The 17809-nt window shown below is 40.0% G+C and carries 13 protein-coding genes; 3 read left to right on the top strand and 10 right to left on the bottom strand.

Annotated elements, in window-relative coordinates:
- Positions 1–69: 69 nt before the first annotated feature.
- The 5 genes from RBH88_RS00230 to RBH88_RS00210 all read right to left on the bottom strand — a co-directional run bounded on the left by RBH88_RS00230 (position 70) and on the right by RBH88_RS00210 (position 5745).
- The gene (locus tag RBH88_RS00230) at positions 70–1113 is read right to left on the bottom strand and encodes an ornithine cyclodeaminase (protein WP_213691405.1); all 1044 of its coding nucleotides are present in this window, start codon (positions 1111–1113) and stop codon (positions 70–72) included.
- The gene (locus RBH88_RS00225) at positions 1110–2240 is read right to left on the bottom strand and encodes an NAD/NADP-dependent octopine/nopaline dehydrogenase family protein (protein ID WP_213691406.1); all 1131 of its coding nucleotides are present in this window, start codon (positions 2238–2240) and stop codon (positions 1110–1112) included. The genes RBH88_RS00230 and RBH88_RS00225 overlap by 4 nt, the downstream gene beginning before the upstream one ends.
- Positions 2233–4194: a TRAP transporter permease gene (locus RBH88_RS00220; protein ID WP_307879725.1), complete on the bottom strand. Its 1962-nt coding sequence runs from the start codon at positions 4192–4194 to the stop codon at positions 2233–2235. Before RBH88_RS00220 ends, RBH88_RS00225 begins: the two co-directional genes overlap by 8 nt.
- The gene (locus RBH88_RS00215) at positions 4154–4699 is read right to left on the bottom strand and encodes a DUF1850 domain-containing protein (RefSeq protein WP_213691407.1); all 546 of its coding nucleotides are present in this window, start codon (positions 4697–4699) and stop codon (positions 4154–4156) included. The genes RBH88_RS00220 and RBH88_RS00215 overlap by 41 nt, the downstream gene beginning before the upstream one ends.
- Before the next feature lie 68 nt (positions 4700–4767).
- Positions 4768–5745, bottom strand: a complete 978-nt coding sequence (locus RBH88_RS00210; protein WP_213691408.1) for a TAXI family TRAP transporter solute-binding subunit — start codon at positions 5743–5745, stop codon at positions 4768–4770.
- A 249-nt stretch (positions 5746–5994) separates the two neighbouring features.
- On the opposite strand from RBH88_RS00210, the gene RBH88_RS00205 reads away from it, so the two are divergent.
- On the top strand, positions 5995–6894 hold the full coding sequence (locus RBH88_RS00205) for a MurR/RpiR family transcriptional regulator (protein WP_213691409.1): 900 nt from the start codon (positions 5995–5997) through the stop codon (positions 6892–6894).
- 72 nt (positions 6895–6966) lie between these two features.
- Here RBH88_RS00205 and RBH88_RS00200 read toward each other — a convergent pair whose 3' ends face one another.
- The 4 genes from RBH88_RS00200 to RBH88_RS00185 form a co-directional block, all read right to left on the bottom strand.
- Positions 6967–9081, bottom strand: a complete 2115-nt coding sequence (locus tag RBH88_RS00200) for a methyl-accepting chemotaxis protein (RefSeq protein WP_213691410.1) — start codon at positions 9079–9081, stop codon at positions 6967–6969.
- A 127-nt stretch (positions 9082–9208) separates the two neighbouring features.
- Positions 9209–9895, bottom strand: a complete 687-nt coding sequence (locus RBH88_RS00195) for an HTH domain-containing protein (RefSeq protein ID WP_213691411.1) — start codon at positions 9893–9895, stop codon at positions 9209–9211.
- Positions 9896–9902: 7 nt separating this feature from the next.
- Complete coding sequence (locus RBH88_RS00190) at positions 9903–13028, bottom strand: AAA family ATPase (RefSeq protein ID WP_307879724.1); 3126 nt, start codon at positions 13026–13028, stop codon at positions 9903–9905.
- Positions 13016–14329, bottom strand: a complete 1314-nt coding sequence (locus RBH88_RS00185) for a DNA repair exonuclease (RefSeq protein ID WP_213691413.1) — start codon at positions 14327–14329, stop codon at positions 13016–13018. Before RBH88_RS00185 ends, RBH88_RS00190 begins: the two co-directional genes overlap by 13 nt.
- A gap of 35 nt (positions 14330–14364) precedes the next feature.
- Between RBH88_RS00185 and RBH88_RS00180 the strand changes: the two genes are divergently transcribed.
- A complete protein-coding gene (locus RBH88_RS00180; RefSeq protein WP_213691414.1) occupies positions 14365–15603 on the top strand; it encodes an SLC13 family permease in 1239 nt (412 codons plus the stop codon).
- The gene (locus tag RBH88_RS00175; protein ID WP_213695168.1) at positions 15597–16577 is read left to right on the top strand and encodes a cobalamin-dependent protein; all 981 of its coding nucleotides are present in this window, start codon (positions 15597–15599) and stop codon (positions 16575–16577) included. Before RBH88_RS00180 ends, RBH88_RS00175 begins: the two co-directional genes overlap by 7 nt.
- On the opposite strand, the gene RBH88_RS00170 is transcribed toward RBH88_RS00175, so the two are convergent.
- Complete coding sequence (locus tag RBH88_RS00170) at positions 16515–17699, bottom strand: MFS transporter (protein WP_213691416.1); 1185 nt, start codon at positions 17697–17699, stop codon at positions 16515–16517. The genes RBH88_RS00175 and RBH88_RS00170 overlap by 63 nt on opposite strands.
- Between the last annotated feature and the right edge of the window lie 110 nt (positions 17700–17809).

The following is a 17809-nucleotide window of genomic DNA, read 5'->3' as shown; positions in this document are numbered from 1 at the left end:
AAATAAAAAGGGGAAAGAGCGTAAATCCTTTCCCCCAAATTGCATATAAATACAGATCAGAATAAGCCATCAAACCCAATAGGGTTCTTCCCACAATGTAAGTTTTTGACCTTTCCTGAGCGTTAATGCACGATCATAAATCTCTTTTGCAACAATAATATCTTCTATGCCCATTCCTATTGCGTTATAGAAAATAATCTCGTTATCATTTTCCCTGGCCGCTTTTTTACCATTGATTATTTCCCCTATATTCCCATGGAATCGCTCTTTAGAAAGTTCCCCGGCCAAAACCATTTTGGCAATAGTCTGTATTCCCCTATGAATAACTCCATCCCAATCATCAGTAACAATCTTTTGGGCCTTTCTCACCACATCAAATTCGTATTCATAGTTACCTACATTTGAAATAAAAACCCCATCTTCTACCCACTCAGCTTTGACAATAGGAGAAACTGCCGTTGTGGCACTAACAATAACATCTGCTCCCTTTAAAGCTTCAGGAGCAGATACGCAGGCTTCTATGTGAGCATCTGGAACTTCTTCTCTCGCTTTCTCGATAAAAGCTTTTACACGGTCCATCGATATATCATAGACATGAATTTCATTAATTCCGGGAAGAGCTGTCTTAACAGCCATCATTTGGGTATGATTCTGCGTTCCTGCACCGATCAGACAGAGGACTTTTGAATCTTTTCTGGCAAGATATTTTGCAGCGACACCAGTAGCAGCCCCTGTACGCATGGCACTAATCACTGTACCGTCCATTACAGAAAGAGGGAAACCTGTTTCAGCATTATTGAGAATGGTAAGGGCTGAGGCTCTTGGCATATTATAGTGACGCGGATTCATAGGCTTACTGGCTATCCATTTTATGCCTGCGACATCTACATCTCCTCCAACATAGCCCGGCATGGCATTAATACGCCCCGTCTGTGCTTCGGAATCGGCATCTCCCCAACGCAGGGCAACTTTATCTGGCAAAATCGTCTCTCCCTTATCACGGAGGGAAAAAAGTTTTTCTATCTTATTCATCACCATTGCCATGTTAGTTACTCCACAATCTATTACATCCTGTTGCGTCAAATATAAAAATTCTACGCGTCGTTGAGTCATGCTATTTCCCTCCCTTTCTCCACATCTTTAGGAAATGGAGTACCGTCAGTAACAAATTTTTTTAAGTCTTCAACAGATACGCCTTCAAGTTTAAGACGTGCAAGAGTTCTGCCTCTCTCTCGGTAATCCGTTTTATGAACTAAATTTGCAAGATCAATCATAAGATTCATTGTGGGAGTGGGAACTCCAACAATACGTCCAAACTCTGCTAATGGAACAAGGCTCATTGGAACATCTTCTGAAATATATCGTGCGAAAGGATTTTTTGGCGCTTCTATGCCACGATATCCTTCCTGTTTCTGAACTGCTTCATATATCGACGTTCCATCCATATGAGGAATTTCATAGACATCTTCAAGCCATTCAATACATGTCATTGTCTCAATACCGAGTGCCGAAGCAACAGCAACACGTTCTGCATCTATCCGTTCTAAAACATTGCTGACACAAGGAGTAATTCCATCCATGTAATACTCAAAGAGATCTTTTCCCTCTATTCTTGCAATATTGAGCAATGCCGGTGTAGGGTGGAAAATTGCTCCAATATTTAAGAAGCTTGTCTCCAGCACATTTTCAGCGGCAATAAATTGCGGATAATATGGCAGCATTTCCGCCAAAATTTCTTTTGTTTTATACGCAGGTAAAGCAGCAAGTTCCATTTCTTTTTTCACTTTATAGATAGTAACTTCTGCCGCTCCTGTCTTTCGACACGCGTAAATTAGAGATTGAGTCTCGGCAACAATAAAGTCAGCCTCGGGATTTACATCTTTTGCAGTCAAATAAAACTCTAGAGCACCAGCTGTTCGTCCAGGGTTCAGAATAACTTTTTGACCCTTTGTCAAATATGGTGCCATCTTCGTAGCAAGTTCTCTATGTGCAAAAGCGGGAGTCACAACCAAAATGACATCGCATCCATCCATAACTTCCGGAATACTTGTTGTGATTACATCAAACTTTGCAAAACCCGTGAGAGAAACGCCTTTCAAAGTCACCCCACCTGCAGCCTGTATATCTTCAATAGCTGCTGGAAATTTATCAAAAACATGTACGCTACATCCACGCAGGGACAAATATGCCCCCATACTTAAACCACCATTGCCAGCTCCAAGTACTGCGACTTTATTCAAGAGAATTCACCTCGTCCCTAGCTTCATATCGCTTTTTTCTAGCAATAATTTGAGATAAAAGAATTACAGAAAGAATCACCAGACCAATGACGTCGCCAAGCCAACCTGGATCAATAAGACATATTGCCGCTACTCCAGCAACAGCTCTTAACAAGAGGGGAAGTCGTCCCATTAAATACCCCTCCAATGAAGCGGAAAGGGCTACGACCCCTAAAGTGGCGGTAATAATAGCTGTTGTGGCCGAACCAAGAGAGGTGTTCAGCAATAAAATTCGAGGAGAAAGTGCAAAAACAAAGGGCAAAATAAAAGCGGAGGAAGAAAGCTTAAGCCCTTGAAGTGCTGTCTTTACAGAATCGGCCTTGGCTATAGCTGCGGCAAGATATGAGCTTAGAGCAACAGGAGGCGTTACTGACGCCATACATCCGAAATAGAAAATGAAAAGGTGGGCGGCTACAACTGGAACGCTGAGTTTTACAAGGGCCGGAGCAACCATAGAGCCTAAAATAATGTAAAGAGCTGTGGTAGGCATGCCCATTCCCATGATAATGGAAGCAATCATGGTAAGTAACAAGGCCAAGTGAAGCTGACCTCCTGATAGAGCGATAATAAAATCAGCAAATTTAAGGCCCAAACCTGTCAATGTAACGGTTCCGACAATAAGACCTGCAACTGCGCATGCTGCAATAACACTTAAAGCACCTCGTGCCCCTAAGTCCAAAGCCCTTAAAAAAGATTTAAGAGACATTCGTGTTGCCTTTCTGAAAGAGCTTGTAATGATTACAATGAGCACCGCTGTAACAGAAGCCTTAATCGGAGAATATCCCGCAAGCAACATATACACTATGCTGAAGGGAGCTAAAAGCAAGAATGCTCCATCTTTAAACACCTTTGAAAAGACCGGCAGTTCACTCTTTTTCATTCCAAAGAGACCGAGCTTCGCAGCCTCCATATCGACCATGATAAAAACGGCAACGTAATACAAAATAGCCGGTATTGCAGCATGAACAATGAGTTTCCCATAAGGGACACCTGTCATTTCTGCCATGATAAAAGCAGCGGCTCCCATTATAGGAGGCATAATTTGTCCTCCAGTGGAAGCAGAAGCCTCTACACCACCAGCAAATTCCGGTTTATACCCTACGCTTTTCATCAATGGAATGGTAAATGTTCCGGTGCCTGCTACATTTGCAAAAGAACTGCCCGAAATCGTTCCCATTAACCCACTTGCAAGAACCGCAGCTTTTGCAGGACCTCCTCTGAAACGCCCTGTCAGAGAAAAAGCCAAGTCGATAAAGGCCTGTGCACCACCAGTTTCTGTGAGGAATGCCCCGAGAAGAATAAATAGAAACACAAAAGTCGCAGTTACATAAATAGCTACGCCGTATATACCTTCACTTGTCAGGAACATATGTTCAACAATACGTTCGACTCCGTACTGTCTGTGCCCAAGGGTTCCAGGTATCAAGTGACCGAAAAAAGCGTAGAGAAGAAAACATATCGCGACAATAACAAGGGGCCATCCCATAGTTCGACGAGTTGCCTCCAATACAAGAAAAATCATAACTGCCCCTATTACAATATCTCTTGCGATAGGATCTCCCATTCGGAAAACAATATTCATATAGTCCAATGTGAGGTAAGCCCCCACAGCCAAACTAAAAACTATTGCAACTATATCCCAGATAGGGAGTCTGTTTTTTTGTTTACTTGTTGCAGGAAAAATGAAAAACGTCAATGCCAAGGCAAATGCTAAGTGTATAGCCCGGTGTTGAAATTGAGGAAGCATATGTATCCCTGACGAGTACATGTGATATAACGACATACATATTGCCAAGATAGAACATATTTTTGCGGCTATCCCCGTCAAATTCCTCTTTTTTTCAAACTTTTCATTGAGTTCTTTAAGTTTTTCCTCAGGAGTAAGATTCTCCTGTTCTTTTTTCTTGAAAAACATCGGACTCACCTCGCGTCAAGTACTCGAAATACGACATTTTCTCGGCTGATATATCCATGCGTTCCATATCATTAAAGTAATTTTTTAAATTGATATCTCTGTGCCCTCCATCCAAGAGCAGGCGTGGGGCTGCTACGTAACTAACTCTGAAAGGAAGCAGGCTCAACGGGATATTAAGGCCACGGATAACCATAAATCCATTTTCAAAGCGTACTTCCTGCTTACATGTAGAAGGAACACCCCACCCTAAATCCTGCAATCGTGTTTCAACTACATGAAGCATGCCATCATCGTTAACTTTGTAATATTCATATACAGGCGTCAGGTGAACAGAGTGCCTGATATACGTAGCGAAGGAGTACCCCACAGATACTTTTTGCCGATACAACACGCGACCTGTCTTGTAATTTTTTATATTGAGAACAAGAACGGGATAAAAGAAAAGAAAATAACAAATTAAAATTACACTCGAAAAAATGAGACTTCCCCAAAGTCTTTTTCTCATTTTTTTCATCCCCAATGATGAAGAGGGGCACAAGGGCATACCCCTCTTCAGAAGTCGTTATCGAAACCTTATTCGATAACCCAACCGCTTACATCTACACCTTTTTCTTTGTAGTATCTTGCGGCACCTGCATGAAGAGGAATAGACATAGCGCTCAGAGCCGTCTCAAATCTGATCATTTTTCCCTGAGCATGAGAATCGGCAAGAACGTCAAGATGTTCGAAAAGAGCCTTTGTTATTTGATAGACGGATTCTTCGCTCAAATCTTTACGAGCAATAAGCAAAGCCGGGCTTGCTACCGCAGAAACATCTTCGTTAACACCACGATAGGTTCCACCAGGAATGGTAACCATTGTCAAATAAGAGCGATCTTTCAAAAAATCTTTCATGATATTGGAATCAAGAGAAAGAAGGTTAACGTCAAGGGTAGTAGAAGCATCGACAACTGCAGATGTAGGAATACCCGACCCTATAATGGCACAGTCAATAAGACGATCTTTCAAAGCTGTAACAGCTTCACCAAAATTCAGGAATTGAGGGGAAATTTTATCATAGCCTAGGCCGTGAGCTTCAAGAACCATCTTGGCAGTTCTTTCGGTTCCGCTTCCAGGAGCACCTACGGCCACCTTTTTACCAGCCAAATCCTTAATGCTCTTTAAATTGGAATCTTTTAAAACGACAAATTGGAAAATTTCAGGATAGAGACATGTAATGCCACGAATATTTTCCACAGGTTCTTTTTCAAAGGGAGGCTGTCCGCTAAAGGCACCGTAACTCGTGTTAGAAGCACCCATCATCATTTCGACGTTGCCCTCACGAATCATTTTCAGATTCGCAACAGAAGCGCCCGTTGATTCTGCCGTAACTTCAATATCCGGTACATATTTGGTTATGATAGAAGCAATAGCTGAACCTATAGGGTAATACGTTCCGGCCGTTCCCCCGGTAGCAAGCGAATAACGCTCTACGGCCATGGCTGAAAATGACATTCCCAAAACCAAAACCATCGTGAGAAAAACAACAAAACCTTTTCCGTACTTACGCATCCTTTTTCCCCCTTAAAATAATGATATATTTATTAAATACAAAGTTGATCTTTGCCACAAAAGGGATTTGAGATATAAATAACAAACAGATTTATCAATCTTTTGATATATAAAAGTATCAACATGATATAAAATGATATTTCTAGATTCATATTACGGACACTATAATTTTATTGGCACCGAAAGTCAACATAATCGGCAGGTTATTTGTTCAAGTATACATTATCCATCAATGAAGGGAGGCATATTATGCATAATCGGAAAAACAAAAATTTAATCGATAGAAATGAGAATGGGAAAGATATTTTTGAGCATATACGGGCCATTCGTCAAAACTTGCCCTCTCAGCAGAAAAATGTCTGCGATTATATTCTTGCCCACTATCAACAAACAGCATTCATGAAAGCTGAGGAAGTAGCAGCAGCTACACAAACGAGTACAGCTACTGTTATTCGAACAGCAGGAAGCCTTGGATTCAAAAGTTACACAGCACTCAAAGAAGAACTGCAGCACGTGCTTGTTTCATCTACAACACCCCCTCCTCTTGATCGTTTGAGAGAGAATATTACAGGAGATTCAAGTTTGAACGTTCTGGAACAAGTAATAAAAGATAATATACAAAGCTTGCAATCTCTTTATAGCCAACATTTAGCAGAAAGCTTTCCTCAAGCGATTCGTACGATAAAAAAAGCTTCGAGAATCTATATTCTCGGACTCCGTTCAACTCGAGGATTAGCTGTTTATCTTCATGCACTGCTACACCAACTCTTTAAAAATATCTATCTTGGGGATGCATCAGGATCGGATAATCTCTTTGATGAACTTTATGATATGGATGAAAACGATGTGCTTATCGCTCTGATGGCGGGAAGTCCGCACTATACGAAGAGGACTATTAATGCTGTGAAGTATGCTCATGAGCATTCAATTCCTGTTGTACTCATTACTAACAACCTTTCAAATGTTGCGGCTCCTCTTGCTTCAGTGGTGCTTCTTGCTCCACAAAATACGAACCATTATTCAACAGTAACACTTTTAACAATTATTGATGCCCTAGTTTTTCAACTTGGACGTGTTAAAGCCGAAGACGCAAGGCCCAAACTTGAAGAGCTCGGTGAGCTCTTGTTAAAAAATGATATTTCAGTTTAAAAAAGCTACGATGGGATTTATCATAAACATGTCCCATCGTAGCTTCAGAGAAAAAGTTTCAGTCAAGACTGTCTATAAGGTAGCTAAAGACTTTTCTTCCTCTTCTAATTTAAAACGAGCAACGGCATCTTCCATTGCACGGCTGAGAGTAACCATCTCTTCTGCCGACTGAGCAATAGACTCTGTTACTTTGGCCTGATCCTCAGTTGCCTGAGTAATCTGCTTCATTTGATCAGATATTTCCTGTCCCGTACGTGCAACGCTATCCATTCCAGCTGTCATCTCCTCTGCACTTGCGGATTGTTCTTCCATCGTAGCTGCAATGCTCTGGACATGATCCGAAACCTGGGCAACCTGAACAACAACATGATCAATAATATCTTTAGTCTCTTTTGCCTCTTGCACCAATTGAACCATGTATTTTTCTGCACCTTCCTGGTCAGTCAGCGCTTTTCGACTTCTTTCGCTAATTTCAATAATAACGTGATTTACTTCTTCCGCAGATTTCGCCGATTCCTCGGCAAGTTTACGAACTTCCTCTGCTACAACAGCAAAACCTCTGCCCGCATCGCCAGCTCTTGCAGCCTCAATGGCAGCATTTAATGCGAGTAAATTCGTCTGATCTGCAATAGCGGTAATAGTACTGACAAAACTTGATATTTTCTCGACAGTATCGGCAAGAAGACGAATAGCCTGACCGACATTACCCCCAGCAGTCGATGTTTCGTCGATCAGAGTGCTCATTTTTCGTACCGCATCTCCGCCTCGTTCAGCTGCATTAGCAATATTTACTGCGCTTTCTCCAGCTTCAGATGCAGCTTTTGCTCCTGTCTGGGCAGCGGCAGCAACTTCTTGAATGCCTGCATTAGCCTGCTGTGTGGCAGCAGCAGAATCTTGTGTTTTCATTTCTGACTGTTTAACCAATTCAGAAACCTGCTCTACAGCAGCAGCAGACTCCTCTGAGGCAGCGCTCATATCTTCAGCCTTGTTCAAAACTGTTTTCGAGCTTCTCACAATTGCAGAAACTATGCCAGATATGCCTACGACCATAGCGTTGAGCGCGTCTACTATTGCCCTTATTTCTACTATTTTCGAGTCTGTCTCTAGTCGAACAGAAAGATCGCTATTCTCTGTAATATATAGAGCCTTTTTGGCCACATCCTGCAGAGGCTTTGTCATTTTTCTGATAACCCATGACGTTATGATAATCGCCACGAATAAAACAACAACCGCAATAAGAAGGGTAGCCTTCTTTAAAGCAGCTACTGGAGCAAGGGCTTCTGATGCCGAAGCCTGAGTACCTAAAACCATTCCATTGGGAAGGGTTGCGTAAGAAACAGCAATAATATCTCCACGCAACTTTGATTTGAAACGCCCCTGGGGCTCTCGTTTTATTTGATCCCAATATTGGGCGTAGTAACCATTCTCTATCTCATCCAGCCCTTTGCCCATAAAGGCCTCGACAGGATGGTAAAGGAAATTTCCTTCTTCATTCAAAAGCCACACATATCCCGTATCATAAATTTTTTCTTCCCGTAGCTTGTCAGGAATAAATTGCGCGTCAAAATCCATCCCCACTACGGCAAAGACTTTGCCATCTTTCAATACTGGCATAGAAAGAGTCATAACATACATGCCATTTGCCTCTTGTGGGTCTCCCCATACTGGTTTTTTACTATCCAAAGCTCCCCAAAACCACTCTGTCTCAGGGTTATTGCGATTAAGCAAATTTGTAATACTTTCACTATCCTCAATAGATTTAAAAGAAGATTTTGCATCTTTACGAGATAGTGTTAAATCACATATCATTTGCGTCTTTAAAACTTCGGGGTTTAAGGTAATAAAGACTTGTCTCACATGAGGAAAATCCTCTGCTAAAAGTTGAAGAATTAAAGAAATATCCGATGTAAATGCAGACCATTGCGATGGAATTGAAGCCATATCGCTTTTATCGAAGTACGCAGCAACATTATTCTGGATATCTCGAACAGCTTGTGTAAATTCCATAAAAACACCATTGAGATTTTCTGCATTTTCCTTTGCTACTGCTGATTCGTAATAAATCGACATGTTCGTTAAACCGCGACTACTGATTCTTACAGAACCAACTGCGATTATCCCCACACTTATTATTAAAAAGCCTACGACAAGAGCAACGATGCGTGTTCCCAACCTGTTGAATCCCACTTCTTTCCCCTCCAAAAATACAATATACATTGTCCACCATAAAGACGAACTTAAAGGCATATTTAATCAAAGAAAGTGTGGGAAAACAATTTTAGTTCTTTTTGTTTTATTTTAGTTCTTTTTGTCATCAATGCAGTAAAGAATATAAACGGAGGGGGCGCCCTTTCGGCGTGTATTGATTGAAACTCATTACTTCACCAATTTGGCATAAATACGATAAATATTTCCAAACAGTTGACCGGGCTAATTTCGTTTTTTTAGCGATATCTGACGCAGATAAGGGAACGTTGGTTTGCCGTAAAACGTCTCGTATACGAGAAAGAGTCTCATTATGAAGTCCTTTGGGTAGACCTTGAGATGTAAAGTGAGATGACATTCGAATTCGTTTTAAAAGATCAATATTTTTTTGATTCCATTTTGGGGAAGTATTGACAAGAAAAGAATGGTAACAACGATATCTGTATAAACTTTCTCGGTACCGTTCATATGTAAAAGGTTTGGCAATATAATCGAAAGCTCCCATACGAAATGCACTAACAATGGAGTCTCCCCCAAGTTCATGGGAAACAACTATAACATCAACCTTAGGCCTGAGATCCTGAAAAAGAACAGCTAACTGCTCAAAGCTCTCTTCAGAACTAAAAGGATCTATAATAGCGAGGTTCACAGAATATCGGTTTAATATCTGCTCAAAACGAGAGATCGTATCCCCATGACCAACTATTTCTATTCCTTCGACAGAACCCACAACGTTGTATGTTATAGAAAGAGCCTTCGGATCTGGATCATAAAGAGCAATCCATACTGGAGTCATTTTTACATCATACTACATCCTCTAAATGAGAAAAACTACCGTTATTCATTGTAAAAACACTGACATTATTTTCTAAATTTTCCTTAGCTTGATAAAAAATGTTTACTAAATCTCTTCGACATGAGAAAAGGAGCACTTGTTGGTGTAATGCAATTTCCATAAGTGCTTTTAGAGCACCTATCTGTCTTTTCTCATCAAAACGAACAAGAACGTCATCAAGAACAAGAGGAAGAGGTTCCATCCTTTTCCCATAAAGAGTCGCCAAAGCAAGCCGAATAGAGAGATAGACTTGATCGGCAAGACCACTGCTCCAAATATCTTCTTTTTTGCGAAGCAATCCGTTTTTTTCTTCTAGTTCCACTGAAAAGCCTCCCTGCTCCGAAGCTGTAGAAAGAAGCGTATATCTATCATCCGTCATAAGTTGCAAGTATTTTCCTGCCTTTTTAAAAACTTCCGGTTGTCTTTCTTTTTCATGTTTTTGCCGGGTTTGTTCCAGAACATAGCGACATATAACAACGGATAGCCATTCTTTCAAAGTACGTCGAAGTTCTTCTGTTAACGCTTCTCTTTCTAAGAATAGCCCACCAAGTTCTTTATTTTTTTCGAGTTCTTCGAGCCTATTTTTCAAATGACCTTGTTTTTGGTTTAGTTCTTCTAATTTATCTGCAAGGAATCCTTTTTTCTCCTCTTTCTCCTGTTTATAGAGATGGGCTTCTGCCGGAGATCTTTTTTCAAGTTGACTTAGAACCTGCTCTAGATATTCTTTTCCACCAGATATAGCAAGAAGAGACATTTTATTATTTTCAATTGCCTCTTTTAATTTCTTGGCTTCTTGCCATTTTTCAGCCATATTTGTAAATTCATTCTCATTTCTGACACCTGTTTCTTCGAAAAGCTTTAACTTACTTTCTTGAATTTGACTCAAAAAAAGAACGTTTCTCTTGTGAGACTCTATTAACTGCTCTTTTTCTATTTTTATAGCCGTTAGTTTCTCTTTTTGTAGCTCAGTCTCATCAAGCAAAGAAGTAAGAGTGTCGATACAAGAGACAAGAGAGCTATTTTCAAAAACGGAAGACAACGGCAAAACTTCTAATATAGTTTGAAGTTGTCTTCTTTTTTTCTCAATATATTCCTGTGAGGAAGAGTAATCTTTTTTCATCTCCTTAATTTTTTCAAGATTCTGGCGAAGCTGTTTTATATGACTTTCAAATTCACTCCAATGCTCAATTTTCAACTGTTTAGGAGAACCTGTTTCTTCAAGAAAAGAAGTCCATTCTTGTCTGAGATTGTGTAAAAGGTCTGCTGTTTCATCAAGTTCTCTCTGACAATGATTCATTTTCTTTTCGCAAGATGCTACCTCCTCTGCAAAAGCATCTCGCAGCTGTAGGGATTGCAAATATGCTTGTACATTCTCAAAACAACTATCGATATATTCTTCTACTTCTTCAAAGCATACAGATTCTTGTGGAGAAGAAAGGAAGTTTATCTCTTGCAGCCTTCTAAGAAACTCCTTTTCTTGCTCCTTATCTCTTTTTTGTAAAGAAGAAGAAAAATCTTCTTTAATTATGATTTCCCGTTTTGCGCGAATGTACGGTATCAAAAGAGTAAAAGCTGCAACAAAAAGCGTACTCCCAACTATAAAAGATGGGGACCACGTACCAAAAAAGCCTAAGACTAACATTACAAATCCCAAAAGAATCATCAAAAAACTCAAATTTTTATATTTCATTTTTGACAATAAAATATCTATATTCTTTGCTTCTGCTTCCATTTGAGCTTGAAGTTGATCTCGCTCTTTTACAATTTGTCGCAAAATTGACCTGCTCTTTTTTATTTCTTCAACAGACATGGGGGGCAATTGTTCCTTCCTTTTTTCTACCTGGTTTTCATGCGATAAATAAAGACTCTTTTTCCCCTCTAATTCTTTTTGTGCCTGTTCTAGTGCCTCGTTTCTCGTTAAGTATTGAAGCTCAAGTTTGTCGTTTTTTTCTTTTATGTCGCTTCCTTTTTTCGATATACTAAAGGAAACATCTAAAGACTCCAGATCGTTTACTGTCCAATCTTTACACAGTTCTTTTATTTTTTTTACAAGATGTAGCTCATCATCTTCAATTTCATCCCCTTTTCTTTTAATACACTCCTCTTCTCGAACTATTCTGTTTCTGTCTTGTGAAATAGAACGAATACTCTCTTTGCACTGAAGAACTTTTTCAATGGAAGGGAGGTCAAACTCTTTCAATCTCTCTTCAAGTTTGCATGTTTTCGTCTCAAGTTCTTCCAATTCTTCTTTTCTTTTTATTTCTTCATTCTGCATCTCAAGAAAACGTTGGCAACCATCATCAGGAAAAGAAATAGCAAACTGTATCTTCTTCAATTTTTTTTGGGCTTCAAGCATCTCTACCCACGGGGTGCGTGCTTTCTCTGCCCATTCAACAAGAGATACATCATGATAAAGAGATGAGAGTTCTTTGCGTATTTTTTCTATGCCAAGACTATTTGCTTCTATCTCTTTCTTTTTTTGAAGATACTCATCTTTATACTGTTGAAGACTTTCTATACGCTTATTCGCTCCCCTTATTTTCTCTAAAAGAATATTTACTTCCGTCGAAGACCGCCCACGACCTTGCTCTTTATAAAGTTTTTTCTCTCTTTCTAAAAGTGAAGAAATGAATGCGGGGAGAGAGGCCGTTCCCAAACCAGCTCCGGCAGAAAAGAAACGACTCTGTATTGCTTGTTCGTTAAGTGGCTTGATTTTTTGCATATCTTCAAGCCCAATAGCAAAAATACGCTCATACGCTTCTTGATCTATATATCCTAAAATGTCTTCTATTGTCCTTTTTCTGTTTTTTTCTGAAAAACTAATTTTTTTCCCGTTCATGCTCAAACACAAAGACTCTCCATTGAAAGCTTCTATAGTTAACTGCCCTCGTTGATTTCCTCCATCTAGAGGAAGATATAAATTACGATTTGAACGCCCGTCAGGACACCCGAAAAGACAATAGCGAAAGAAATTCATAAGGGTTGTTTTGCCACTTTCATTCTCTCCAAGAATGAGGGATAACCCTGGAGGGAAACGACCCGTTACATTTTTTAACTGACCAAAACCTTCAATATTGAATTCTACAAATCGCATAAGAGGTTATCCTCCCCTTGAAGCAACCCATCTAATCCTTGTACCATTGCTTTTTCAACAATTTCTCTTATTTCTTCTGCGCTAAGTTCTTCTAAAAAAGAATCAAGTTCTCTGCCTCTCCACCGTGTGGTTCCAAGTGCTTCATCTATAACGGAGAAAAAGTTTTCTCTGCCGCAACATTCTGACTTGAAAGTATCCATTTCACGAATAAAATCACCAATAAATGATTCTGTCTTCCGCATATTTTCTATTGGATAGAGTGGATGCACTCTATTCTGAATGCGTTCAAACCAAACAAAATCAGAAAGCGTTTCTTCTGTTTTATTAAGTTCTTCAGCCATTTCTTCCAAATACCCTTCGCGTGATAAACGGCGGGAAAGAGATGTATTCCCTGTAAGAGTAACTCGAAGCATAATGCCTCTTTTCTCAGCTATTGTCCGATGTTTTTCTCGAAGTGCATGGAGGGCTTCAAAAATATCTTGATCTGATTCTAAATGAGAGGTATCTATTTCTTCTTCTTCCCAACGAATCTGATCCGTGGGACAAAAAATAGATTGAATTGCCCTTCCTGCACTGACTTTTACAAGATAGCATCCATGAGCCCCTGTCTCACGAATACTTCTTCCCTGAATCGTTCCTGGATAAACAACAACAGGATCTTGCCGAGATATTACAAGAGGTCTATGGATATGCCCTAAAGCCCAATAATCTATTGAAGATTGTCGGAGGTCATCGAGAACACAAGGAGCATAATTCGCGTAATCTTGTATTCCGCCTGCATTGCAGTGAAGAAGAGCTATATTAAAACCTTCTGCACCCTGAATAGATTCCGCCATTTTACGAGCAATATTCTTATTCTCTTCACTCTCTGGATAGCTATATCCAATAATATTGCCAATGTTCAAACCATCTTTTGTCTGCAATGGAAAAACTTCTACCTCATTCTTAAAACGAAAGACCTTATCAGGAAGGGCTAGTTTTGCCTGGTCTCCATTGAGAGGATCATGGTTTCCATGAACTATATAGGCAGAAATTCCGGCATAACTTAAGCGAACAAGTTGCTCTCTGAGAGCAATCTGAGCACTAAGACTTCGATCTGCGCTATCATAAAGGTCCCCTGCAAGAAGTACAAAATCTACTTTTTCCTGAAGTGCTAAATCTATAATCCTTTCAAAAGAACGAAATACAGCTTTACTCAATTTTTGAGCAATAACTGGCGAATATGAGCGAATTCCTCGAAAAGGACTATCTAGATGTAAATCAGCACAATGAAGAAAAGTAAAATCTTGTTGGAGTCCCATTTTATTGCCTCCTATCTTCTGCTAGACTCTTCTACATGACAACTCTAATGGTTGAAAATGGACTTGTATATGTTATTTTCATTCTCGTATATCTTGGCATGATCATCGGTCGCTTTCCCAAGTTAGCTCTCGACCGAGCAGGTATAGTTTTACTCGGAACTATTTTTCTGCTTATTGCTGGTCCTTTTTCCAAAGAATCACTTTTATGTAATATAGATATCTCTACTATTATGCTTTTATTCGGATTTATGATTATCTCTGCTCAACTTCGTCTCGGAGGTTTTTACACTCTTATAACCCGGAAAATAGCCGCTTTCAATGGCTCTCCTCAAAAATTTCTGGCTATTCTCATTATTGTATCAGGGTCGCTTTCTGCTCTTCTGTCAAACGATATTGTATGCCTTGCAATTACGCCTGTTTTAGGAGAAATTTGTATAAGGAAAGAATTGAACCCTCTTCCATTTTTTCTTGCGCTAGCCTGCTCTGCAAATATAGGATCTGCTTTAACTCTTATCGGCAATCCTCAAAATATGCTTATAGGACAAGGACTTAATCTTCCTTTTGCTCATTATATGTTTTTTGTCCTTCTACCTGTGGGACTTTCTCTTCTTACTCTTTGGGGGCTTGTATGCCTACTATATAGAAAAAAGTGGGATAAACACCTTTCTTTGCCTCAAAATGTTGAACTTCCTTTTCATGCTTGGCAAACTGTAAAAGGAATTACGATACTTAGCGGGGTTATGCTCCTGTTCCTCTTTTCCCCTCTCCCCCGAGACTACATTGCTTTAGGAGCTGCCGCCATTCTTCTTACAAGCAGAACAATGGCTTCTCACAAAGCGCTTAATCTAGTTGATTGGCAGCTAATCATTCTTTTCATTGGACTGTTCATTATCAATGGAGCCTTCGCCAAAGTCGGAGGACTTGACGCTATAGAAAGAGGTCTCCACTATGTTGGAATTTCTTTACACCATCCGAGCTGGCTATTCTGGTGTACAGCTACTCTCTCGAATATGGTTTCAAATGTTCCTGCAACAATGCTCCTTCTTCCCCTCGCAAAGACTCATATGGCTGGACCAATCTTAGCCCTCAGCAGTACATTTGCAGGAAATCTACTCGTCGTTGGAAGTATTGCTAATATTATTGTTATAAATGGAGCCAGAGAGATGGGACTTTCCATATCATGGAAAGACCACGCACGACTCGGCATTCCCGTTACACTGGCAACTCTTTTTATCGCCTGGGGATGGATTCTTGTAGGAGGAAAAGTATGGTAACAATTTGTTTCGGAACAGTTGCACCCTCTTTAGAAAATGTCGGAGGGGAAATAATTACAAGATGCCTCCGAAAAACAGGGTATACAGTTATAGATCTTGGAGAAAATGTTACTGCTCAAAAAATTGACAAAGTTATCTCTAAAACTAATCCAGATCTTATAGCGTTATCGTGTTCTGATACAAGCTGTTTCGAAAACATGGAAAAGATTATTGTCATAGCAGATAAAAATAACATCCCTGTTCTCATCGGAGGAGCCGCCGCTTCTCTTCACCATATCGCACTTTTACGCACGGCTTTACATACTCCGTTTGTCTATTATAGCCGCAATGCTAGCGATGTTCTTTCAGTGATTGAAAAAGCATTAAAACATGAGAAACCCGATTCGCCCAAATCCGGTACGGGAAGAGTTTTTGAGCTTTCTGGCAAAGAAAAAAATATATCTGACGCTTTGGGATTTTCAATTTTGGAAGGAAATATAGAAGATATCGTTATTCGAGAAGGAACCCGCCAATGGTGTGGAAATTGTCCGGGCAACCTTAATCATACGTGTCCCTTAAGCAGTGGATATACCATTCAAAAGTCACTTGAGGAAAGTAAAACTTTCATCCGACACTTTCGAAAAGTCTTTCTTATTTGTCTGCCTGTCCTCTCAAAAGAAGAACGAGAAATACAACGAGAAAGGCGAAAAGAAATATGGCTTGGTATGAAAAATTTTGAGCTGCTATTCTCCAAACGTTATTCTGATATCCTCCTCTTTAAGCTCCCTATACAATGTCCACTTTGCGAACCTCAAGACTGCCTTATCCCAGAAAAAGAGTGTCGCCAACCAGACTATCAATTTCCCATGCATGAAGAATACAATATTGATATGATGGAAACAGCTCGTACAATTGCAGGAGACCGTTCTACTCTAGAAATGTACGCCCTTCTTCTCGCTGATTCTTTTCCAGACCAAAAAATAAACGAAGAATGAAGCCCCACACGCAAAAAGAGAAAATCCTCTGAAGGCCCATGAAATGCCAACTAATGCTGACGCATATCCAATATATATGGGTAAAAGCGTCCAACTAATATCCATCGAGAAATAAACCATCGAAGAAGCTCGCCCCCTAAATCGTTCTGGGATCATATCTCCAATTAGAGCCAGATGAGTAGGGTATCCATACCCTACTGCCGCCCCATACAAAAGACCAAATAGAGCAATTACAATATTACTATTTGCAAAAGATGCCCCGAAAAGGGCAAGTCCCATTCCTCCGAAGGAAGGTGCCGCAATCATCATTCGTGAAAAATGGCGATAGACTCCCGTACAGAAAAGGCGAACGATAATAGCCCCTACAGAAATAGCCATCATAAAAATAGAAGGATTAAGCCCTCTGCCTAAGGCAAGACTCGAAACATAGGCAATAGATGCATCTGTTAACCCTAAAAAAAGGCATGAAATTAAAAGGAATTTTACAGGTGTCTCTTTAAAAAGCATAAGATACGATGTTTTATTCTGTTGGCTGAAAGAAAGTTCATCTTGCACCGGTGGTAAAAAAAAGGCCATGCATATAGCAGCAAGAGCTGCTACGGGAGCCATAAGCAAATAGGGCAAATTCCACCCCCTACAAATGAAAAATTCAGAAAGGGGTATAACAGTAAAAGAAGTTAAAACTCCACCTATACTTGTAATAGAAAAAGCTGTTCCTCGAATTTGCTCTGGGATAACAAGAGATTGATATGTTGTCGTCGCTACAACAAATACACTGAACCCTGCCCCCATAAAAAGCCGAATAAAATAAAGGACTGCAGGAGTATGCCTCGTTAAAGCAAGAGAAAGGGAGGAAAAGAAACAAATACTTCCAGCAGTAACCATTGTTTTTCGAATGCCAATACGTTCTATGAACCATCCCGCAGAAGGACGCGTTACAGTAGCAGCAAGATAAAAGGCACTGATAATCCAACCAACACACTGAGGCTGAAAACCTATATTACGCAAAAAAGGCGGCAGCATAAAAAAGATATGAGAATAAGAAAAAACAGAGAAATAAGTAAGAAGAATAAGAATTATTCTGCCTCGCCATGTGGAAAGTGCTGGTTCTCCTGTTGTCATCGCCTTTCACCTCCTTTTTAGACACCATACGACCCGCCTCTCTCTTTGTAAAGTCTTTTTTGTGAAGAAATATGTTTATGGGCTATAATTAAAAAGATACGTAAGGAGGT

Origin of the sequence: Aminobacterium sp. MB27-C1, assembly GCF_030908405.1 — a bacterium.
Taxonomy (GTDB): domain Bacteria; phylum Synergistota; class Synergistia; order Synergistales; family Aminobacteriaceae; genus Aminobacterium.
This window is presented reverse-complemented; position numbering and strand designations above follow the sequence as displayed.